Consider the following 20,961-nt stretch of genomic DNA (forward strand, 5'->3'; position numbering starts at 1 on the left):
CGCAAACAATCGTCAATTGGCGCGCCATTCACCGAGGCGCGCACGCAGGCGCGCCGCACACTGGCTATGCAACTGGCTCACACGCGACTCGCTGACTCCCAGCACCTGACCGATTTCCTTCAAGTTCAGCTCTTCGTCGTAATACAACGACAGCACCAGCTTCTCGCGCTCCGGCAGGTTGGCGATGGCTTCTGCCAGCGCCAACTGGAAACGCTCGTCCTCCAGATCGCGGAAAGGCTCGGGGTGCGTACTGCCGGCATCCTCCTGCAGCTCGCCATGCTCGCCTTCCTGCAGCAGGTCGTCGAAGCTGAACAGTCGGCTGCCGAGGGTATCGCCGAGGATGCTGTAATACTCATCGAGACTAAGCTTAAGTTCGGCCGCAACTTCATGATCTTTAGCGTCACGACCGGTTTTCGCTTCGATGGCGCGGATCGCCTCGCTGACCATGCGCGAGTTGCGATGCACCGAGCGTGGCGCCCAATCGCCCTTGCGCACCTCGTCGAGCATGGTGCCGCGGATGCGGATGCCGGCGTAGGTTTCAAAACTGGCGCCCTTGCCGGCGTCGTACTTCTTCGCTGCTTCCAGCAGTCCGATCATTCCAGCCTGGATCAGGTCGTCCACCTGCACACTCGCAGGCAGACGCGCCAGAAGGTGGTAAGCGATACGCTTGACCAACGGCGCGTACTGATCGATCAGGCGATATTGAGCATCCTTTGCCTGAGCCTTGCTGTAATACATAGCGGATCCGGCACCTGTCATTCGTGGCTTTCTGAAGCGGGACTGATGAGGCGCTCGACGAAGAACTCGAGATGGCCGCGCGGGGTAGCGGGCAATGGCCAGGTATCGATCTTCTGCGCAATGGCCTTGAAGGCCAGCGCGCATTTGGAGCGCGGATAGGCTTCATAGACGGCACGCTGCTTTTGTACCGCTTTGCGTACGGCCTCGTCGTAGGGCACGGCGCCGACATACTGCAGCGCCACATCGAGAAAACGCTCGGTGACCTTGGTCAGCTTGGCGAACAGGTTGCGACCTTCCTGGGGCGCATGCGCCATGTTGGCCAACACCCGGAAACGACTGATGCCGTAGTCACGGTTGAGCAACTTGATCAGAGCATAGGCATCGGTGATGGACGTGGGTTCATCTGTGACGACCAGCAGCACTTCCTGCGCGGCACGCACGAAGCTGACCACCGAATCACCAATCCCGGCCGCGGTATCGATGATCAGCACGTCCAGTTCATCGCCCAGTTCACTGAATGCCTGGATCAGACCGGCATGCTGCAGGGACGACAGCTGCACCATGCTCTGCGTCCCGGATGCCGCGGGCACGATACGGATACCGCCGGGGCCCTGAATCAGCACATCGCGCAGATCGCACTCACCGGCGATCACATCGGCCAGGGTTCGCTTGCTGGTCAGGCCAAGCAGGACGTCGACGTTGGCCAGACCCAGGTCGGCGTCGAGCAACACCACACGCCGGCCGAGATCGGCCAGCGCCAGCGCCAGATTGACCGACACGTTGGTCTTGCCGACGCCACCCTTGCCGCCAGTCACCGCAATCACCTGTACGGGATGCATACCCATGTTCACACGCCTATATCTTGCTGGGGCCATACGGCCGGCGATGCGCCCGCATGGCACGCATCTGGTTCATTCTGGTACCGCACTCGCTTGATCATCCGGCCCGCCGTGACGAGCCGTTGTACAACCCGGCGAACATGTCGGCCATGGCCTCTTCGCTCGGCTCCTCGCCTGATTGCAGGCTTACCGCACGGCTGACCAGCTGGTGGCTACGGGGCAGATGCAGGTCATCCGGAATCCGCGGGCCATCGGCGAGGTAGGCTATCGGCAAATGCTGGCTGATCGTGAGGCCGAGCACATCGCCGAGGCTGCCTGCCTCGTCCAGCTTGGTCAGGATACAACCCGCCAGGCCGCAGCGACGATAGTTGTGCCATGCCGCCTTGAGTACCTGACTCTGGCTGGTAGCCGCCAACACCAGATAGTTCTTGGATTTCACACCGCGATCCGACAGCGCTTCGAGCTGCTTGCGCAAGGTCGGATCGCTGGCCGGCAGGCCGGCGGTGTCGATCAGGATCACGCGCTTGCGGGCCAGCGGCGCGAGCGTCTTGCTCAATGGCTGGCTCGGGTCGATCTGCAGCACCGGTACGTCGAGGATACGCCCAAGCGTCTTGAGCTGCTCCTGCGCGCCGATCCGGTAGTTGTCCATGCTCGCCACGGCGATGTTCTGTGCGCCGTATTTGAGTACGTAACGTGCCGCGAGCTTGGCCAGGGTGGTGGTCTTGCCAACACCGGCAGGGCCGACCAGCGCGATCACTCCGCCCTCTTCCAGCGGCTCCTGCTTGCTGACCTTGATCGCCTGCGCCATATAGGCCAGCACCATGCGCCAGGCCTGACGCGGATCGTTGATGGTCGCGACCTTTTCCAGCAGGCTGCGCGACAGTTCGGCCGGCAGGCCGAGGCGCTGCAGCCGGCGCCAGAGGCTGGCCTGCTGCGGACGGCGGCTCTGCTCCTGCCCCCAGGCGATCGAGCCGAGCTGCACCTCAATTAGCTCACGCAGACCGTGCAGCTCAGAATACATCGCCTCGATCGCGCGCGGATCGACGGCAGCAGATGGCGCGGCAGCCGGCTCGGGCTGAGCGCTCGGCGCCACGGCGGCCGGCTTCTCGTCAAGCAGTTGACGATCCTGCATCTTCGCCTGCGGCGTGGCGCTCAGTTCGGCATGGGCACTGGCCAGGCGCGATTGCGTCTTGCGCAGCTCAGCTTCCAGCGCAGGATTGGGCTTGGTCGCTGCCGGCGCGGACTGCATCGGGTAGTCGAGTACGGCCGTCAGCTCGACGCCACCGGCCACCCGGCGATTGCCGATGATCACGGCATCGGCGCCCAGCTCGTCACGCACCATCTTCATGGCGATGCGCATATCGGCGGCGAAGAAACGTTTGACCTGCATGGCCTGTACCCTCGGTTAATTCTGACCCACCGTCGAGACGATGGTGACCTGCTTGTTGTCCGGTATTTCCTGGTAGGCCAGAACATGGATGTTCGGCACTGCCAGCCTTGCGAACCGCGACAGCATCGCCCTGACCGGGCCGGCGACCAGCAGAACCGCCGGTTTGCCGAGCATTTCTTGACGCTGTGCCGCTTCTACCAGAGACCGTTGCAACTTTTCGGCCATTCCCGGCTCCAGCAGGATGCCGTCATCGGAGCCCTGCCCAGCCTTCTGCAGGCTATTGAGCAAGATCTGTTCCAATCGGGGCTCAAGGGTGATCACAGGCAGCTCCGGCTCTAGTCCCACAACGTTTTGCACGATTGCGCGGGATAGCGCAACGCGCACCGCAGCCACCATCGCGGCGGGATCTTGACTCTTGGCGGCCACGTTGGCGATAGCCTCGGCGATGGTGCGGATGTCGCGCACGGGAACCTGCTCCTGCAACAGCGCCTGCAAGACCTTGAGCAGCGTGGAGAGCGACACCATGCCAGGCACCAGCTCCTCGGCGAGCTTGGGCGAGCTCTTGGCCAGCAGCTGCAGTAGCTGCTGCACTTCCTCGTGCCCCAGCAGCTCGTGCGCATGCTTGTACAGCACCTGGTTGAGGTGCGTGGCGACGACAGTGCTGGCATCCACCACCGTATAACCCAGCGACTGTGCCTGATCGCGCTGGCTGGTCTCGATCCACACCGCCTCCAGCCCGAATGCCGGATCCTTGGCGGCAATGCCGTTGAGTGGGCCGAACACCTGGCCCGGATTGATCGCCAGCTCGCGATCCGGATAGACCTCCGCCTCGGCCAGGCTCACGCCCATCAGCGTCAAGCGATAGGCGTTGGGTAACAGGTCGAGGTTGTCGCGGATATGGACCGAAGGCATGAGAAAACCCAGGTCCTGCGAGAGCTTCTTGCGCACACCCTTGATTCGCGCCAGCAGCTGCCCCCCCTGATTACGATCGACCAGCGGGATCAGACGATAACCGACCTCCAGGCCGACCATATCGACCGGAGTCACGTCGTCCCAGCCCAGCTCCTTGGTTTCGGCGGCTCGTTGCGCGGGCAGCATCTCCTGCTGCTTCTGCACCTCCTGCTCGGTCTTCTTGACGGACTGCTTCTGGCGGTGCCAGATCCAATAGGCACCTGCTGCAGCCGCGGCACCAAGGCCGAGGAAGGACATATGCGGCATGCCCGGGACCAGCCCCATGGCAATCATGATCGCTGCCGACACCGCCAGCGCCTTGGGCGAGGCGAACATCTGCCGCTGCACCTGCTGCCCCATATCCTCCGAACTGGTGACGCGGGTCACCATGATGGCTGCTGCGGTGGACAGCAGAAGGGAAGGAATCTGTGCGACCAGACCGTCACCAATGGTCAGCAACGCATAGACCTGGCCTGCCTCACTGAAGCTCATGCCGTGCTGCGCCATGCCGATGCCGACGCCGCCGATCAGGTTGATGAAAAGAATCAGCAGGCCGGCAATGGCATCACCGCGCACGAATTTCGAAGCACCGTCCATAGAGCCGTAGAAGTCGGCCTCCGAGGAAACCTCGCTGCGGCGCTTCTTGGCTTCTTCCTGGTCGATCAGGCCGGCGTTGAGGTCGGCGTCGATCGCCATCTGCTTACCGGGCATGGCGTCGAGGGTGAAGCGTGCGCTGACTTCCGAGATGCGTCCGGCGCCCTTGGTGACCACGACGAAGTTGATGATCATCAGAATCGCGAAGACGACGATACCCACGACGTAATTGCCGCCGATCACCACGTTGCCGAAGGCCTCGATCACGTGGCCAGCGGCCGAGCCGCCTTCATGGCCGTTGATCAGCACCACCCGGGTCGAGGCAACGTTAAGTGCCAGACGCATCAGGGTCGCGACCAGCAGGATGGTCGGGAAAACGGCGAAGTCCAGCGGCCGCAGCGCATAGACGCTGACCAGCAGCACGACAATCGATAGCGCGATGTTGAAGGTGAACAGCAGATCCAGGAGGAGCGGCGGCACCGACAGCATCATCATGCCCATCATCACGAGCAACAGCAGCGGTACGCCGAGATTGCCGCGCCCCGCGCCTGCCAGGCCGTTGCGAATATTGACGAGTTGCGTGCGATCCACAGAAACCCCGGAAATACAGAACGAATTCTTGACGCGAAATGCGCCCTGCCGGGGCTATAGCAAGAAGGGGTCCAACTCTTTGCCGCATCGGCTACCAGCGTGCTCTATACCGCGGGGCGGTGCGAACGCCATGCAGCGTCGGCAGTCACAGTTGCTACCGGCGGCACTCCGTCGCCGTCTGCGCAAAAGGAGCTTTCAGATGAAACAGTGGATCATCGCCGCCCTAGCCGGCTGCACCGCCTTCGCCGCCCAGGCGGAAACGCTGAACGTCGAGATCAACGCCGTCACCGCCCAGGGCATCGGAGAATCCGTGGGCAGCGTGAAGATCGAAAGCAATGAGTACGGCCTGGTGTTCCGTCCCGAGCTTGCCGACCTGCAGCCCGGCATCCATGGCTTTCATATTCATGCCAAAGGCAGCTGCGAGCCGGCCGAAGTCGATGGCAAGCCAACCGCGGCGGCGGCTGCGACCGGACACTGGGACCCGAAGAACAGCGGCAAGCACGGCGAACCCTGGGGCGACGGGCATATGGGCGACCTGCCCGCGCTCTACGTCGACAGCGAAGGCAAGGCCAACCAGCCGGTACTGGCACCACGCCTGAAGAGCCTGGGCGACATCAAGGGCCTGGCGCTGATGGTCCATCAGGGTGGCGACAACCATTCCGACCATCCGCAGCCACTGGGCGGTGGCGGCGCACGTGTCGCCTGCGGCGTAATCGAATAAGCGCTGCGGCCGGGCGACGCAACCCGTCACCCGGCCGGATCACTCGTCGCGCCGCAGGTCCGGCGGAATCGGCAGATTGTTCAACGGCTCGGGTCGGCGCCCCTTGCCCGCGCGGTACTGACGCAACTGATAGACGTAGGCCAGCACCTGTGCCACGGCCAGATAAAGGCCAGCCGGGATCTCATGATCCAGCTCGGTGGAGTAGTACACCGCCCGCGCCAGCGCCGGCGATTCCAGCACCGTCACCTTGTGCTCCTGGGCGATTTCACGAATCTTCAGCGCCACGAAGTCGCCACCCTTGGCCACTAGCCGCGGTGCACCGCCCTTGTCGCCGTCGTATTTCAGCGCGACGGCGAAGTGCGTCGGGTTGGTGATCACCACGTCGGCCTCGGGCACCGCCTGCATCATGCGCCGCTGCGCAGCCTCACGCTGCAGCTGGCGGATGCGCGACTTGACCTCCGGCTTGCCCTCGGAATCCTTGTATTCGTCCTTGACCTCCTGCTTGGTCATCATCAGCTTCTGCTTGTTGTCCCAAAGCTGGAACGGCACGTCCACCGCCGCGATGATGATCAGCCCGCAGGCCATCCACAGGGCGCACCAGCCGACGATCTCGACGCTGTGCATGATGGCGAGGTCCAGCGGCTGCTTGGCGATGGACAGCAGGTCGTCCTGATACGCCGACAACACCAGCAGCGCAACGCTGAGCACGACGAGGAACTTGCCCAGCGCCTTCAGCAACTCGACCAACGCTTGAGTGGAAAACATGCGTTTAAGGCCGGCCGCTGGATTCATCCTGCTGACCTTGGGCGCCATCGCCTTGGCCGAGAACAGCCAGCCGCCCAGTGCCACCGGGCCGACAATCGATGCGATCAACAATGCGATCAGCAGGGGCATGATCGCCTCCAGCGCCATCAGACCGCTGCCCATCAACAGACTCGCCATGGAGCCCTCGTCCAGCAGCGTTTCGCGGCTGAGCTCGAACGTGCCCTGCATCATGGCCATCAGGGCTTGCGCCAGGCCCCCACCGGACGCCAGCAACCCGCCGATACCACCCAGCGTTACCGCCACCGTGCTGAGTTCGCGGGAACGTGCCAGCTGCCCTTTCTCGCGTGATTCGCGCAGGCGTTTCTCTGTGGGTTCCTCGCTTTTGTCGGCGCCGCTTTCGCTCTCAGCCATGCGCGACCTCCGTCAGGTACAGGGCCCGGTTCATCAGCGTGCCCCCGCCAGCTCGCGCAGCATCATCAGTGCCTCGCTGACGAATATCTGGTATTGGGCGAAGATATCGGCCATACCGATCCAGACGATGAACAGGCCGAGCACCAGGGTCAGCGGAAAGCCAATGGAGAAGATGTTCAACTGCGGCGCCGCACGGGTCATCAGGCCGAACGCGAGGTTGACCACCAGCAGCGCGGTGATCGCCGGCAGCACCAGCAACAAGCCGGCACCCAGTACCCAGCCCAACTTGCCGGCCACTTCCCAGAAGTGATTGGTCGACAGGCCAGCCCCTACCGGCAGGGTGACGAAGCTCTCGGCGAGGATTTCCAGCACCACCAGATGGCCGTTGACCGAGAGGAACAGCAGGATCACCAGCATGTTGAAGAACTGGCCGAGCACGGGCACCGAGATGCCATTGGCCGGGTCGACCATCGAGGCGAAACCGAGGCCCATCTGCATCGCCAGCAGCTGGCCCGAGACGATGAAAACATGAAAGAACAGCTGCAGGACGAAGCCGAGCATCACACCAATCACCAGTTGCTCGGCAATCAGCAGCAAAGACCGCAGGCTGAGCGAATCGACCGCAGGCATCGGCGGCAGCGTCGGCACCAGGACCAGTGCGATCGCCAGAGCCAGATACAGGCGTACACGCATCGGCACCAGCTGGGTACCGATGAGCGGCATGCTCATGAGCAATGCAGCTATGCGAAACAGCGGCAGCAGAAACTGCGCCACCCAGCCGCCGATCTGTGCATTGCTCAGCTCCAGCATCGGGCTAACCGATCAGCAACGGGATGTTCTGCACGAGGTTCTGCGTGTACTCCATCAGCTCGCGCACCAGCCAGGGGCCGGCCCAGATCATCGTCAGCAGCATCACCAGCAGGCGCGGCAGGAAGCTCAGGGTCTGCTCGTTGATCTGCGTTGCGGCCTGAAACATCGCCACCACCAGACCGACCAGCAGGCTCGGCACCACCAGCACGCCGACGATCATCGCGGTCATCCACAGCCCTTCGCGAAACAGGTCCACCGCCACTTCCGGTGTCATTCGCGTCCCTCCTACAGGGTGCCGAAGCTGCCGGCCAGGGTGCCGATGATCAGCCCCCAGCCATCGACCAGCACGAACAGCATGATCTTGAACGGCAGCGAGATGATTAGCGGCGAGAGCATCATCATGCCCATCGCCATCAGCACGCTGGCCACCACCATGTCGATGATCAGAAACGGGATGAAGATCATGAAGCCGATCTGAAACGCCGTTTTCAGCTCGGAGGTGACGAACGCCGGCACCAGGATGGTCATCGGTGCCGCCTCGGGCGAGGTGATGTCGGTGCGCCGTGACAAGCGCACGAACAGCTCCAGATCGCTCTCGCGCGTCTGCGCCAGCATGAAGTTCTTCAGCGGCACCTCGGCGCGGCTGATCGCTTCCTGTGCCGGAATCTGCTCGCTCAGGTAAGGCTGCAGCGCCTCCTGGTTAATCCGGTCGAACACCGGGGCCATGATGAACAGCGTGAGAAACAGCGTCAGGCCGACGAGGATCTGATTCGACGGCGTCTGCTGCAGGCCCAGGGCCTGACGCAGGATGGAAAACACGATGATGATTCGGGTGAAGCTGGTCATCAGCATGACGAACGCCGGAATGAAGCTCAGCGCCGTCATGATCAGCAGGATCTGCAGGCTGACCGAATACTCCTGCTGCCCCTCGGCATCGGTAGTCAGGGTGATCGCAGGGATCGACAGCGGATTGTCGCCCTGCGCCAGGATGCCGGACGACTCCTGCGCGACAGCGAGAGGGCCGACCAGCATAAGCGCGGCCAGCAGCAGAATGCGCAACATCAAGGCTTGTCCTTGTGGTCCTTGCCGAGCAGCTCCATCAGACGCTGGGCGAATTCGGGATTGGCCGGCTCGGCATCCGGCAGGTGCACGGGCTCCTTCATCACGTGCAGCGGCGTGATGCGGCCGCCGCTCAGGCCGATGAGGATCTGTTCGCCGCCGACCTGCACCAGCACCAGCCGCTCGCGCGGACCCAGCGCCTGGCTGGAGATCAGCTTGATCACCTGGGTGCCACGTGGATTCAGCTGCTGCACGCGACGCAGCAGCCAGGCGAGCAGGAAGATCAACCCGATCACCAGCAACAGGCCGAGCAGCAGCTTGCTCAGCTGTGCGCCCATGGCGCTGCTGCTCATACTCGCAGTCGGCTCCGCCGCCCACACCGGGAACGCCAAGAGCACCGCCAGCAATGCCAGGCCGCGCATGTCAACGCAACTTCTTGATGCGTTCGGTGGGGCTGATCACATCGGTCAACCGGATGCCGAACTTCTCGTTGACCACTACCACCTCGCCATGAGCGATGAGCGTACCGTTGACCAGTACATCCAGCGGCTCGCCGGCCAGGCGGTCGAGCTCGACCACCGAGCCCTGATTGAGCTGCAGCAGGTTGCGGATGCTGATTTCCGTGCTGCCCACTTCCATCGAAATGGACACCGGAATATCCAGAATGACATCCAGGTTCGGCCCCTCAAGCCCCAGCTGAACACCTCCGGAGGACTTCGGCGCACTGGCGAAATCCTCCAGCGGTGCGCGCGGCGCAGTCGGTGCGGCAGGCGCCGCCGCTGCCGGCCCCTGGTTCAGCAGCGCATCGATATCGTCCTGGCTGGCATCGCCGGCTTCGGCCAGGGCCGCGGCCCACTCGTCGGCCAGCGCCTGCTCCTCGGGGGATGTATTGTCGTGTTCGTCTGCCATCGCTAGTCCTCGAACGGCTCGAATTGAGTAAAGGGCGGAGTCAGCGTGGGCGAACCACGGGCTCCAGCACCTGCAGCGCCAGGTTGCCCTTGTGGGCGCCCAGCTTGACCTTGAAGGCCGGCATGCCATTGGCACGCATGATCATGTCTTCCGGCATTTCCACGGGAATGACGTCCCCTGGCTGCATGTTGAGGATGTCGCGCAACTTGAGCTGGCGGCGCACGACGGTGGCCCCCAGCGGCACGTTGACGTCGAGAATGTCCTCGCGCAGCGCCTTGACCCAACGCTCGTCCTGGTCGCTGACATCCGACTGGAAGCCGGCATCGAGCATCTCGCGAATAGGCTCGATCATCGAATAAGGCATGGTCACGTGCAGATCTCCGCCGCCACTGTCCAGCTCGATATGGAAGGTGGAAACCACCACCACCTCGCTGGGGCTGACGATGTTTGCCAGCGCCGGGTTCACTTCCGAGTTGACGTACTCGAAGTTGACGTCCAGCACCGCGTGCCAGGCTTCTTTCAGGTCGGCGAAGGCCTGATCCAGCACCATGCGCACCACGCGCAACTCGGTCGGGGTAAATTCGCGACCCTCGATCTTGGCGTGGCGGCCGTCGCCACCGAAGAAGTTGTCCACCAGCTTGAACACCAGCTTGGCGTCGAGAATGAACAGCGCCGTGCCACGCAACGGCTTCATCTTCACCAGGTTGAGGCTGGTCGGCACGTACAGCGAGTGCACGTACTCGCCGAACTTCATCACCTGGACGCCACCGACCGAGACATCGGCCGAACGCCGCAGCAGGTTGAACATGCTGATGCGGGTATAACGGGCGAAACGTTCGTTGATCATTTCCAGCGTGGGCATGCGCCCGCGCACGATGCGATCCTGACTGGTCAGGTCGTAGCTCTTGATGGACCCCGGCTCGGAATCGCTTTCGGTATCCACCAGACCGTCGTCGACCCCATGCAGGAGCGCATCGATCTCGTCTTGCGAGAGCAGGTCTTGAACAGCCATCTGCGGCAGCCTTCTATTGCAATACGAAGTTGGTGAACAGCACTTGCTCGACGGCAAGTTTGCCGATTTCCTTCTGCGCCAGTTCCTGCACGCTGGCAGTGGCCTGCTGACGCAGCATTTCCTTGCCTACCGGCGTTTTCAGCGCCTCGAAATCCTGACTCGAGAACAGCATCACCAGCCGGTTACGCAACAACGGCATATGCACCTTCAGCGCATCCAGAGCGGCCTGGTCACGCGACATCAGCGCGATGCTCACCTGCATATACCGCTGCCGCCCCTTGTGGCTGTAGTTGACCACGAAGGCCGGCATCAGCACCTCATAGATCGCCGGCTGCTTACCCGAAGCGGTGGCTGGGGCTTCTTCCGCCTTGTCACTGTCCAGGCCATCACCCTTGCTCATGAAGTAAAGCGTACCGCCGATCGAAAGCCCCACAGCCACCAACATGGCGACCACGATCACCAGAATGAGTTTCAGCTTCCCTTTGCTTGCCTGAGGCGCTTCCGGCCCGGTTGGCGGCACTACCGGTGGAGCCTGTTTCTTAGCCATGCCAAATATCCGTCATCAACAGCGTTTCGACCCGATTGTGCGAAGTTAGGAGCAACAGCTGTGCCAACGTGCCGGCGCCAGCGCGCTAGGGTATGTCGTTCCGTTAGCGAAAAGGTATCAGGAAAAGGCTGCAGTCACGGCGACCGCAACGGGCCGCGACGGCTATCCAGACAGACGGCGGAAAACCGGCGCACCCCGAGGCTGGACGCGCCGGAGTGGAGGCAACACGACTCAGGCGTAGTAGTCGACCAGGCCGCGATCGCCACCGGTGCGGGTACTCGAAATCTCGCTGATACCGCTCTGCTGATCGTCCTCGATAGCCATATCGGACGCACCGGAGGAGCCGCCCCTCGACGAACCGCCGTCCGCCCCGCCCTGCCAGCCGCGCGCCAGCGACTGATCGGAGACATTGACGTCCATCAGGCTCATACCCTGCTGGTTGAACATTTCGCGCAAACGCTGCATCTGTCCTTCAAGCGCGTCACGTACGCCAGCGTGAGGACTGAGGAAGGTGACCTGCGCCTGGTCCTTGGTCATTTCGATACGCACTTCCATGCGTCCAAGCTCGGCGGGGTCAAGCTGAATCTCAGCCGATTTCAGGTTCTGGCTGGACATCCACATCACCCGATCCACCACGGCCTCGCTCCAGCCGGATTGCTGCACCTGGACCGGCTGTCCCGGCACCAGCGCCGGTCGCTGGGCCTGCTGAATCTGCTGCGCGATCGCCTGGCTCAACGGATTGACCCGGGCGGCGGCAGACTCGCCAAGGCTCGAGGCCCGACTCTCCTTGGGCGCATCAATCGTTTCCAGCAGCTCCTCGGCTGTCAGTTTCAGCTCTGTCTCCGCATCTTCGAGCGACTCGCTGCCAGCCAGCAACGCATTGGCGAAGCCATCATCGTTGTCGGCCTTGAGCTGTGCCTGGGCCAGCGGATCGTGCAGTTGCGCGGCCGCTTTCTGCATCCCCACCGGCTCATCGCTCACCAAGCCCGTGCTGGTCATGGTCGGCTCGGCGATCTCGCCGTCATCACTGACCAGCCCCTGCACGGCCGGCAACCCGGAGAGCAGGGTCTCTGGCTGGACTTCGCCGATTGGCTGAATCTCGCTCGGCGCGACGGACTGGCCGCCAAGGCCCAGCATCAGAAGCGGATCCAGTTCGGCCTCCGGCACCTCGTCCGACTCGCTTGCGGCAGGCAAGGCATTGCCGCTTTCGGCAACCGCCGGCTTTTCGTCACCGCTCGCCTCTGCCGCTTTCGCCTCGCTTTTTTCATCGACAGGTTTGTCGCGAGACGAATCGCCACGTTCGACGCGCTCGGTCGGCCGGGTCTGGCGCTCCCGTGCGTAGACGTCGGAAAAGCTCGCTGCGCCGCCGTCGCGGCTCTCGCGCGGCGTATCCGGCGCTTTTGCCGAAGCCTTGGGACGCACATCGACGGTGGGGGTCTTGAGCAGCAGGTCGGGGGTAACAGCCATGGAATGAGTCCGCCACGAATGATCGTGAGCGTGACAGAGCAATTTCTGGGCCAGGACGTGAGGGAGGCGCCCGGAGCGCGACCAGGGTCCACCGGCAGCGCGACTTACGCTACCGCGCGGACTGAGAGTCCTCCGACCGCCACTTGACCGAACAGCGCCAGAAAGTCGTCTGCTCAGCCGTAACGCTGTCGCTCAGCGCGGAACAGGATGCCGATGATGGCGAACTCGCGCTCGATGGACGCTAGCAGCGCCGGCGCATCCTCCAGCCGCTCATTGCGGGCGGCACTCTCCAATTGCTGGCAAAGCTCGGCGAGCAAAGTCGCGCCCATGTTGCTGCAGCTGCCCTTGAAGCTATGCGCGGCACGCCGCAGTGACTCGCTCTGATCCGAATGCAGCGCCTGGCGAAGCAGCCGGACGCGCTCCTCGGAATCGGTCAGGAAGGTATCCAGCAGCGCCGGGTACTCACCCTCCATCACGTCCTGCAGCGTGGCGAGCACGGCACTATCGAGATGAGTGTTGGTCACCGGGACACTCCTGATTCAAAGGGCCGGATTATGCCTCAGGCGGCCAGCTGAACTCTACGCTCAGACCTCGCCCGTCCGGCCGCCACTCGAACCCATCGCTCAGCTCGCGCACCAGGTGCAAGCCGCGCCCGCTGAACTGGTCTCGGCCGAGCCCGAGCCGCAATGCCCGGGCCACATCGAACCCGCTGCCGCTGTCGCTGATAGCGACCCGCAATCGTCCGCCCTGCGGGCCGGTCTTGATGCTCAGCTCGAGGTGCACATGGCCCTCGGCAAGCGTCTGCAAACGCTGCTGACGCAACTCATAGTAGCGCTTGAAGCCGTCCCCATCGCACTTGAGGGTCGAATCGAGCCCCAGCACGCCGTGCTCCAGCGCATTGGAATAGAGTTCGCCAAGCACTGTATAGATCTGACCGGCTCGCGGACGCAGCTGGTTGACCTGCAAGAGAACCTGCAGCACGGAGGGCAGCGGATTGCCGCCACGCAGGCTGTCGGCGCGCAGTTCGATCCGAAACGACCAGTCCATCGGACGTACACGACTTGCCGAAACCGGCGCCGCCAGCGGCATCGGCACCGCTTCGTCACTGACCACGACCTCGACCAGGCTCAAATCGTCGTGGGGCTGGCCATGAAAGTCGAGCAGCGCCTGCTCGATCTCGTCGAACAACCGCGACGGATCGCGGTTGGCAGCCAGGGCGGCCAGCAGACGCTGCTCACCGAACAGCTCGTCGTCGGCATTGCGGCTCTCCACGACCCCATCGGAAAGCAGCAGAAGCCGATCGCCCGGCGCCACAGGATAGTGTTCGAACTTGTCATCCAGCTTCGCAGCCGAGACGACGCCCAGCGGTAGATGCCGGGACACCAGCGGGGTCTGCCGACCATCCGCCGAAATCAGGTAGCCATCAGGAAGACCGCCGTTCCACACGCGTAAACGCCCCTGCTTGGGGTCGATGTCCAGCAGCGTTGCGCAGCAGAACATCTCCACCGGCAGGATCTGCTTGAGCTTGGCATTCATCTCGCGAAGGATGTCGTTGCTCGAATGGCCCTTGGCGGTCATGCCATAGAAGGTTTCCGCCAGCGGCATGGCGCCGATCGCCGCTGGCAGCCCATGGCCGGTGAAATCACCGAGCAGAACGAACATCTGCCCTGCCGGCGCCTGCGCAGCCAGCAGCAGATCGCCGTTGAACAGCGCCTGGGGTGATTGCCGGTAACGGATGTTAGGCGCGCTGAGACAGCCAGCATGGGCAACCTTGTCGAAGATCGCCTTGGCCGCGCGATGCTCGTCGAGCAGCTGCTGGTTGCGCCGGACGATCAAATCGCGCTGCTCGAGCACTGTCGCCTGCAGACGGCGCAGGCGATGCATGGCCTGGATCTTGGCTTCGAGAATGATCGGGTCGTAGGGCTTGGCGATGAAGTCGTCACCCCCTGCCTCGAGGCAACTGACCAGCGCCTGATGCTCGGTCAGCGACGTCAGGAAGATGATCGGCACCAGCTCGTCGCCGGCCAACTGCTTGATGCGCCGGGCCGCCTCGAAGCCATCCATCACCGGCATCAGCGCGTCCATGAGCACCAGCTGCGGCTTCTCGCGCTCGAACAGCTGTACCGCTTCAAGTCCATCGGCGGCGGTCAGCACGCGATGCCCCTGCTTGGCGACGATGGTCGAAAGCAGCATCCGATCGACCGGGCTGTCCTCGGCGATCAGGATTGACAGCCCCATGGGCATTTCAGGCGATCACGAACAGCTGTTCGAAGTTGGATACCGAGAGGATCTTGCGCACGTCGGGGCTGCAGTTGAGCAGGCGAATGTCCGCTTCGTCGCCCCCGGCATGGTCACGCAGCAGCAGCAGCATGCCCAGCGCCGAACTGTCCATGTAGGTCGTGCCCTGTAGGTTCACCACGTAGCGCTGCGGATGGACGTCCTGACGCTGATAAGCATCGCGGAAGGCCTGATGCGCGTTGAAGTCGAAGCGTCCACTGATGGAAATGGTCAGCTCCTGGCCATCCGCCGAAGGCTGCGAAGTGATGGTCATGTGACACTCCTGATCCGGTACGTCGTGAAGCTCGCTTGCGAGCGGTTGCCGCTAAGGCGAAATGAAACAGCCGTGTACCGGCTGAAAACGACGAACCGCCATCAGGACCTCGCCTGGCAAGGCCGCAGGCCCGACCGGGATCGCCGCGCTGAAACACCGCCAAGATTTAACATTCACGCCGCGGTACGGCAAGCGTGAATCCGGCCGGTTCGGGTCAATGCTCACGCCCTCTTCCGGCCAGCCGCTGGGCAAACTCGTCGAGCAACTTCTGTTCACGCTTGTCGGCAGCGATACGGGCCTCGCGCTGATAGCTCTCGACCAGCTTGCTCAGCCCCTCGACGCGCGCGTGGCGCTGCTGCCACTGCTCACGCAGCTTGCGCAGATTGTCGCGGTACCAGTTGACGCTACGCTGTTGCTGAGCGATGGCCGACTCGAGCTGGGACAGAAAGCGCTGGTAGTTCATCAGCCACTGGCCGGAAACGCCCTGGCTGCCCTGCTGCATCCATTGCTCCTGGTAGTCCCTGAAGTATTGCTCCAGCTCTCCCAACTTGGCTTCGGCCTGATTCAGTTGCGTCTGGCCCTGCCCGAGCAGGCGCGCGGCATCCTGCTCGGCCTTCTCGGCCATCTCGATCACCGGCGCCAGGCGTGCCGCTCGGCTGGCCGCCATCGATTAGCCGCCTTGCCGCGCGGCGAAGACCGCTGCAAGATGCGCCGAGCTGCGCGCCAGGTCCTCACTCTCGTCAAGTCCCTGGCGCAGGTAGCTGACCATCTCGGCCTGCCGCGCGATAGCCATATCCGTTTCTGGATCGCCGCCCGGCACATAGGCGCCGACACTGATCAGGTCGCGACTCTGCTGATAACGAGACCAGAGCTGCTTGAAGCGCTGCGAGGCGCGAACGTGCTCGGCGCCCACCACCTGTGGCATTACACGGCTGATGGAAGCCTCGATGTCGATAGCCGGATAGTGGCCTTCCTCGGCCAGGCGACGCGACAACACGATGTGCCCATCGAGCACACCGCGAGCAGCATCAGCGATCGGATCCTGTTGGTCATCGCCTTCGGACAGCACCGTGTAGAACGCCGTGATCGAGCCGCCACCCTGCTCGGCATTGCCGGCGCGCTCAACCAGGCTGGGCAGCTTGGCGAACACCGATGGCGGGTAGCCCTTGGTAGCCGGCGGCTCGCCGATGGCGAGGGCGATTTCACGCTGGGCCTGGGCATAGCGGGTCAGCGAATCCATCAGCAGCAGTACGTTCTTGCCCTTGTCGCGAAAATACTCGGCGATACGCGTGCAGTACTGCGCGGCACGCAGGCGCATCAGCGGCGCTTCGTCGGCCGGCGACGCGACCACTACCGAACGTTTGATGCTTTCTTCACCAAGGATGTTTTCGATGAACTCCTTGACCTCGCGACCGCGTTCGCCGATCAGCCCGACCACGATGATGTCGGCTTCGGTGAAGCGGGTCATCATGCCCAGCAATACCGACTTGCCGACACCGGTACCGGCGAACAGACCGAGACGCTGGCCGCGCCCCACCGTGAGCAGCCCGTTGATACTGCGGATGCCGACATCCAGCGGCTCGCTGATCGGGTGACGCTTGAGCGGATTGATCACCGGGCCGTCCATCGGTACCCAGTCCTCGGCTTTCATGCCGCCCTTGCCGTCCAGGGCACGCCCTGCTCCGTCCAGCACCCGGCCGAGCATCGACATGCCCATGGGCAGACGTCCGGTGTTGACCAGCGGCACTACACGCGCGCCAGGGGCGATACCGGCCAGGCTGCCGACCGGCATCAGATACAGCTTGCCACTGGAAAAACCCATCACCTCGGCCTCGACCTCGGTGGGGTGATAGCTGTCGTCGTTGATCACCAGGCAGCGGCTGCCGACCGCCGCACGCAGCCCCTCGGCCTCCAGGGTCAGGCCGACCATGCGCAGCAGGCGGCCCTCCAGCAGCGGCTGGCTGGCCAGCTTGATCGCGTCACCGTAGGCTTCGAGACGTTTGGCGAAGCTGGTTCGCTCAAGGCGCATCGGACACATCCAGGTCGATAGTCAGATCAGCCGCCGGCGGATGGGTCGCATTCTCCCGCTGCTGTTCGAAGAGCTGCTTGATGGCCTGGGTCAGACGCGTTTCGATACTGGCATCGATGCGGCTGTGCTCGGTTTCGATGTGGCAGCCGCCCGGTAACAGACTGCTGTCCTCGAGAATCCGCCAGCTTTCCTCGTGGCGTTCGCGCAACGCCTTGATCAGTTCGAAGTCCTGCGGGTTGACATGGATACGCACGTTGCTGGCCCCCATGGGCAGCAACTTCAGCGCCTCGCGCAGCACCTGACGAATCTGGCTGGAATCGATCAGCAGATCACGCTGGATCACTTCCCGGGCCATGTGGCTGACCAGGGTCGCCATGGCGTGCTCGAGATTGCGATCCTGATCGGCGATCGGATCGAGCAACTGTGTCATCAACCGCTCAAGGCTTTCCAGGCGTGGCGCCAAAGCGGCCTCGGCTTCCTGACGAGCCTTGAGCTGGCCCGCGTGGAAACCATCCTTTTCACCGGTGGCAAAGCCTTCGTTATAAGCCTGCTGGCGAATCGCCTCGAGCTCATCGAGCGTCAGCGGTTTGACTTCCTCGACCGGCACATCCTCACTGCGCGCCAACTCTTCGACTGGCTCGTCGACGTTCGGCTTCGCAGGCGGTTCCTCTTCACCCTGCGGGTCGAAGCTGGGCAATGACCAGCGATCGAACAGACTGACGTCTTTCGCGCGAATGAGGTCGCTGGGGTTGTCCTTCGCCATCTATGCAGTGCTGTCCTGTCAGATCATCTCTTCGCCGCCCTTGGAGCCGAGAACGATCTCCCCGGCTTCGGCCATGCGACGAGCAATGGTGAGAATTTCCTTCTGGGCGTTTTCCACGTCGCTGACGCGCACCGGCCCCTTGGCTTCGAGATCGTCGCGCAGCAGTTCACCAGCGCGCTTGGACATGTTCTTGAAGACCTTTTCCTTGATGCCGTCGTCGGCGCCCTTGAGCGCCATCACCAGCACGTCGGAGGATACCTCACGCAGCAGCACCTGGATGCCACGGTCGTCGACGTCGGCCAGGTTGTCGAAGACGAACATCAGGTCCTCGATCTGGCTGGACAGGTCCTCGTCCACATCGCGAATCGCATCCATCAGCTGGCCTTCGATGGAGCTGTCCAGGTAGTTCATGATATCGGCCGCACGCTTCACGCCGCCCAGGCTGGCGCGGCTGGTGTTGGTGTTGCCGGAGAACTGTTTCTCCAGGATCAGGTTCAGCTCTTTCAATGCGGCGGGCTGAACGGTGTTCAGCGACGACACGCGCAGGACGATGTCCAGCCGCACCTTGTGATCGAAGTGCGAGAGCACCTCGCCGGCCTGGTCCGGGTCGAGATAGGCCACCACGATGGCCTGGATCTGCGGGTGCTCGTAGCGGATTACATCGGCCACGGCGCGCGGCTCCATCCACTTCAGGCTGTCCAGGCCACTGGTATTGCCGCCCAGCAGGATGCGGTCGATCAGCCCGCCGGCCTTGTCCTCGCCCAGCGCCTGAGTGAGCATCTTGCGGATATAGCCATCGGAGCCGACGCCGAGACTGGTCTGGTCGCCGACGATTTCGACGAACTCGCTCATCACCTGTTCGATCTGCGCCTTCTGCACGTTGCGCATCTGCGCCATGGCCGTACCGACGCGCTGCACTTCTTTCGGCCCGAGGTGGCGCAGCACCTGGGCCGCGTCGGTCTCACCCAGCGAGAGCAGGAGGATGGCGGCCTTGTCGACCTTGTTGAGCTTGGCTTGAACTCGATTGTCATTCATCGGCGTTGATCCACTCTTTCACCACCTGGGCTACCCGTCCCGGGTCATCGGCCACAAGGTTCTTGATCGCGTTCAGCTGGGCTTCATATCCCTCGCTGGGGCTCGGCAGCAGAATGTTCTGCGGGCCGCTCAGGCTGACCCGGTCGCTGGCCAGGCCGGAATCGAGTCCATCATCGTCACCCAGTTCGCCCGGACCGCTGGCGACCTGCAGTTCCTTGCCAGCCGAGGGGTTGGTCAGGCTCTTGAGCACCGGGCGCAGTACGCCGAACACCAACACCAGGATGAACAGCACGCCGAGCACCTGTTTGACCACATCCCAGAACCAGGGCTGCGAGTAGAACGGTATCTCTTCGAAGGTCTCTCCGGCGCTGTCGGCGACGAACGCGGTGTTGATCACGCTGACGCTGTCACCACGGCTGGCATCGAAGCCCACCGCGTCCTGCACCAGACGGGTGAAGCGCGCCAGGTCATCGGCGTTCCAGGGCACGCGAACCATCTCGCCGGCCGCATTGAGCGTCATCTGGTCATCGACCACGACGGCAACCGACAGCCGGCGCAGGCGGCCCTGCTGCTGCTTGGTGTAGCTGATGGAGCGATCGAGCTCGTAGTTGCGGGTGGCCTGCTCGCGTTTGTCGGCCGGGAACGGCGCCAGCATCGGCTGCCCGGTTACCGGATCCATGATCTGCTGGCCATTGGCGTCGAGCAGCGGCTGGCCAGGGGCGACGGCACCAGCGGCGGCAGCGGCCTGGCTGGCCTGCTCCGGTGCTGTCGCCGGACCCGGTGGCTGGTTGCTCAGGGCTCCGGGTACGCCCTGCGGCGGCAGGCTGCTCTGGCGTTGTTCGTTGACGCTTTGCTCGCTGCGCAGCGCCGGCTGGTCCGGATTGAAGGTTTCCGATGTGGACTCGACCGCACTGAAATCCACGTCCGCCGAAACCTCGGCCTTGTAGCGACCGCTACCGAGCACCGGCTGCAGAATGTTGTGCACGCGCTGGGTATAGAGACTCTCCATGCGGCGGCTATAGTCGAACTGCTTGCCCGCCATGGTCAGCTCGGACAGCTCCTGCTGGTCGGACAGCAGGTTGCCCTTCTGGTCCACCACAGTGATCTGCGACTTGCTGAGCTCCGGCACGCTGGTGGCGACCAGGTTGATGATCGCCATCACCTGGCTCGGCTCCAGCGCGCGCCCCGGATAGAGTTCCACCAGTACCGAGGCGCTGGGCTTGCGCTCGTCGCGCACGAATACCGAGCTCTTCGGGATGGCCAGGTGCACGCGGGCACCCTTGACGTTGTTCAGGCTGGAAATGGTGCGCCCCAGTTCGCCCTCGAGGCCGCGCCGGTAGCGGGTCGCCTCCATGAACTGGCTGGTACCCAGCCCCTGGTCCTTGTCGAGGATTTCGAAGCCGATGTTGCTATCGGCCGGGGCGATGCCGGCGCCTGCAAGTTTCAGGCGCGCACGCGCCAGGTCATTGGCCTTGACCAGCAACGCGCCGGAATTGGGTTCGACGGTATAGGCGATGTCCGCCGCGGCAAGCGTCTCCATCACCTGATTCGCGTCCATCCCGGCCAGACTGCCGAGCAGTGGGCGGTAATCGGGCTGCTGCGACCAGAGCACCACGGCAAAACCGATGGCCACACTGGCCGCCAGTCCGACCAACAGGCCGACCTGCCGCAGCATGGACATTTCCGAGAGATTCTCCAGGAACGACAGTCCCAGCAAGGGCTTCTTGCCAACTTCGGGGGTAGCTGGTACCGGAACGTTGCTCACCGCTTCAGCCATGA

General features: G+C 63.3%; 22 protein-coding genes. 1 reads left to right on the forward strand and 21 read right to left on the reverse strand.

The features are described from left to right. Nucleotides 1-12 precede the first annotated feature (12 nt). From fliA to flhA, 4 genes are all read right to left on the reverse strand, one after another. Complete coding sequence (fliA, locus tag HZR81_RS03910; protein WP_102840202.1) at nucleotides 13-738, reverse strand: RNA polymerase sigma factor FliA; 726 nt, start codon at nucleotides 736-738, stop codon at nucleotides 13-15. Between the two features lie 17 nt (nucleotides 739-755). Beyond that, entirely contained in the window at nucleotides 756-1,583 is an 828-nt protein-coding gene (fleN, locus tag HZR81_RS03915) for a flagellar synthesis regulator FleN (RefSeq protein WP_063539843.1), read from the reverse strand. Nucleotides 1,584-1,674: 91 nt separating this feature from the next. Continuing rightward, a complete protein-coding gene (gene flhF, locus HZR81_RS03920; protein ID WP_102840201.1) occupies nucleotides 1,675-2,967 on the reverse strand; it encodes a flagellar biosynthesis GTPase FlhF in 1,293 nt (430 codons plus the stop codon). Between the two features lie 15 nt (nucleotides 2,968-2,982). Next, the gene (gene flhA / locus HZR81_RS03925; RefSeq protein WP_063539845.1) at nucleotides 2,983-5,103 is read right to left on the reverse strand and encodes a flagellar biosynthesis protein FlhA; all 2,121 of its coding nucleotides are present in this window, start codon (nucleotides 5,101-5,103) and stop codon (nucleotides 2,983-2,985) included. Nucleotides 5,104-5,302: 199 nt separating this feature from the next. Here flhA and sodC point away from each other — a divergent pair, with 199 nt between their 5' ends. Then, nucleotides 5,303-5,824 (forward strand): superoxide dismutase family protein, encoded by a 522-nt coding sequence (sodC, locus tag HZR81_RS03930; protein ID WP_063539846.1) that lies wholly within the window; start codon nucleotides 5,303-5,305, stop codon nucleotides 5,822-5,824. 39 nt (nucleotides 5,825-5,863) lie between these two features. Here sodC and flhB read toward each other — a convergent pair whose 3' ends face one another. The 17 genes from flhB to fliF all read right to left on the reverse strand — a co-directional run bounded on the left by flhB (nucleotide 5,864) and on the right by fliF (nucleotide 20,959). Beyond that, nucleotides 5,864-7,000, reverse strand: coding sequence for a flagellar biosynthesis protein FlhB (gene flhB / locus HZR81_RS03935; RefSeq protein WP_152481445.1), 1,137 nt, complete (start codon nucleotides 6,998-7,000; stop codon nucleotides 5,864-5,866). 33 nt (nucleotides 7,001-7,033) lie between these two features. After that, nucleotides 7,034-7,810, reverse strand: coding sequence for a flagellar biosynthetic protein FliR (gene fliR / locus HZR81_RS03940; protein ID WP_152481446.1), 777 nt, complete (start codon nucleotides 7,808-7,810; stop codon nucleotides 7,034-7,036). A gap of 4 nt (nucleotides 7,811-7,814) precedes the next feature. Continuing rightward, complete coding sequence (gene fliQ, locus HZR81_RS03945) at nucleotides 7,815-8,084, reverse strand: flagellar biosynthesis protein FliQ (protein ID WP_102832867.1); 270 nt, start codon at nucleotides 8,082-8,084, stop codon at nucleotides 7,815-7,817. Nucleotides 8,085-8,095: 11 nt separating this feature from the next. After that, nucleotides 8,096-8,842, reverse strand: a complete 747-nt coding sequence (gene fliP / locus HZR81_RS03950) for a flagellar type III secretion system pore protein FliP (RefSeq protein WP_231098769.1) — start codon at nucleotides 8,840-8,842, stop codon at nucleotides 8,096-8,098. Nucleotides 8,843-8,871: 29 nt separating this feature from the next. After that, on the reverse strand, nucleotides 8,872-9,291 hold the full coding sequence (gene fliO, locus HZR81_RS03955) for a flagellar biosynthetic protein FliO (RefSeq protein WP_500127389.1): 420 nt from the start codon (nucleotides 9,289-9,291) through the stop codon (nucleotides 8,872-8,874). 1 nt (nucleotide 9,292) lies between these two features. Beyond that, the gene (fliN, locus tag HZR81_RS03960; RefSeq protein WP_063539851.1) at nucleotides 9,293-9,778 is read right to left on the reverse strand and encodes a flagellar motor switch protein FliN; all 486 of its coding nucleotides are present in this window, start codon (nucleotides 9,776-9,778) and stop codon (nucleotides 9,293-9,295) included. Between the two features lie 40 nt (nucleotides 9,779-9,818). Then, a complete protein-coding gene (fliM, locus tag HZR81_RS03965) occupies nucleotides 9,819-10,790 on the reverse strand; it encodes a flagellar motor switch protein FliM (protein WP_013983226.1) in 972 nt (323 codons plus the stop codon). Between the two features lie 13 nt (nucleotides 10,791-10,803). Further along, complete coding sequence (fliL, locus tag HZR81_RS03970) at nucleotides 10,804-11,337, reverse strand: flagellar basal body-associated protein FliL (protein ID WP_063539852.1); 534 nt, start codon at nucleotides 11,335-11,337, stop codon at nucleotides 10,804-10,806. Between the two features lie 231 nt (nucleotides 11,338-11,568). Beyond that, nucleotides 11,569-12,804, reverse strand: coding sequence for a flagellar hook-length control protein FliK (locus HZR81_RS03975; RefSeq protein ID WP_500127390.1), 1,236 nt, complete (start codon nucleotides 12,802-12,804; stop codon nucleotides 11,569-11,571). Between the two features lie 173 nt (nucleotides 12,805-12,977). After that, nucleotides 12,978-13,328, reverse strand: coding sequence for an Hpt domain-containing protein (locus tag HZR81_RS03980; protein ID WP_063539854.1), 351 nt, complete (start codon nucleotides 13,326-13,328; stop codon nucleotides 12,978-12,980). 28 nt (nucleotides 13,329-13,356) lie between these two features. Beyond that, a complete protein-coding gene (locus tag HZR81_RS03985; protein WP_500127391.1) occupies nucleotides 13,357-15,048 on the reverse strand; it encodes an ATP-binding SpoIIE family protein phosphatase in 1,692 nt (563 codons plus the stop codon). Nucleotide 15,049: 1 nt separating this feature from the next. Further along, nucleotides 15,050-15,355 (reverse strand): STAS domain-containing protein, encoded by a 306-nt coding sequence (locus HZR81_RS03990; protein ID WP_110776515.1) that lies wholly within the window; start codon nucleotides 15,353-15,355, stop codon nucleotides 15,050-15,052. Nucleotides 15,356-15,569: 214 nt separating this feature from the next. After that, the gene (fliJ, locus tag HZR81_RS03995; RefSeq protein ID WP_063539856.1) at nucleotides 15,570-16,022 is read right to left on the reverse strand and encodes a flagellar export protein FliJ; all 453 of its coding nucleotides are present in this window, start codon (nucleotides 16,020-16,022) and stop codon (nucleotides 15,570-15,572) included. Nucleotides 16,023-16,025: 3 nt separating this feature from the next. Beyond that, the gene (gene fliI / locus HZR81_RS04000; RefSeq protein ID WP_133456683.1) at nucleotides 16,026-17,384 is read right to left on the reverse strand and encodes a flagellar protein export ATPase FliI; all 1,359 of its coding nucleotides are present in this window, start codon (nucleotides 17,382-17,384) and stop codon (nucleotides 16,026-16,028) included. Next, nucleotides 17,374-18,147 (reverse strand): flagellar assembly protein FliH, encoded by a 774-nt coding sequence (gene fliH, locus HZR81_RS04005; protein WP_500127392.1) that lies wholly within the window; start codon nucleotides 18,145-18,147, stop codon nucleotides 17,374-17,376. Before fliH ends, fliI begins: the two co-directional genes overlap by 11 nt. An 18-nt stretch (nucleotides 18,148-18,165) precedes the next feature. After that, nucleotides 18,166-19,182 carry a flagellar motor switch protein FliG gene (gene fliG, locus HZR81_RS04010; protein WP_063539859.1) on the reverse strand — a complete coding sequence of 339 codons (1,017 nt, stop codon included), beginning with the start codon at nucleotides 19,180-19,182 and terminating at the stop codon, nucleotides 18,166-18,168. Then, the gene (gene fliF, locus HZR81_RS04015; RefSeq protein WP_500127393.1) at nucleotides 19,175-20,959 is read right to left on the reverse strand and encodes a flagellar basal-body MS-ring/collar protein FliF; all 1,785 of its coding nucleotides are present in this window, start codon (nucleotides 20,957-20,959) and stop codon (nucleotides 19,175-19,177) included. Before fliF ends, fliG begins: the two co-directional genes overlap by 8 nt. Nucleotides 20,960-20,961 lie beyond the last annotated feature (2 nt).

The organism is Pseudomonas sp. LM13, assembly GCF_041381355.1.
GTDB lineage: Bacteria > Pseudomonadota > Gammaproteobacteria > Pseudomonadales > Pseudomonadaceae > Stutzerimonas > Stutzerimonas frequens.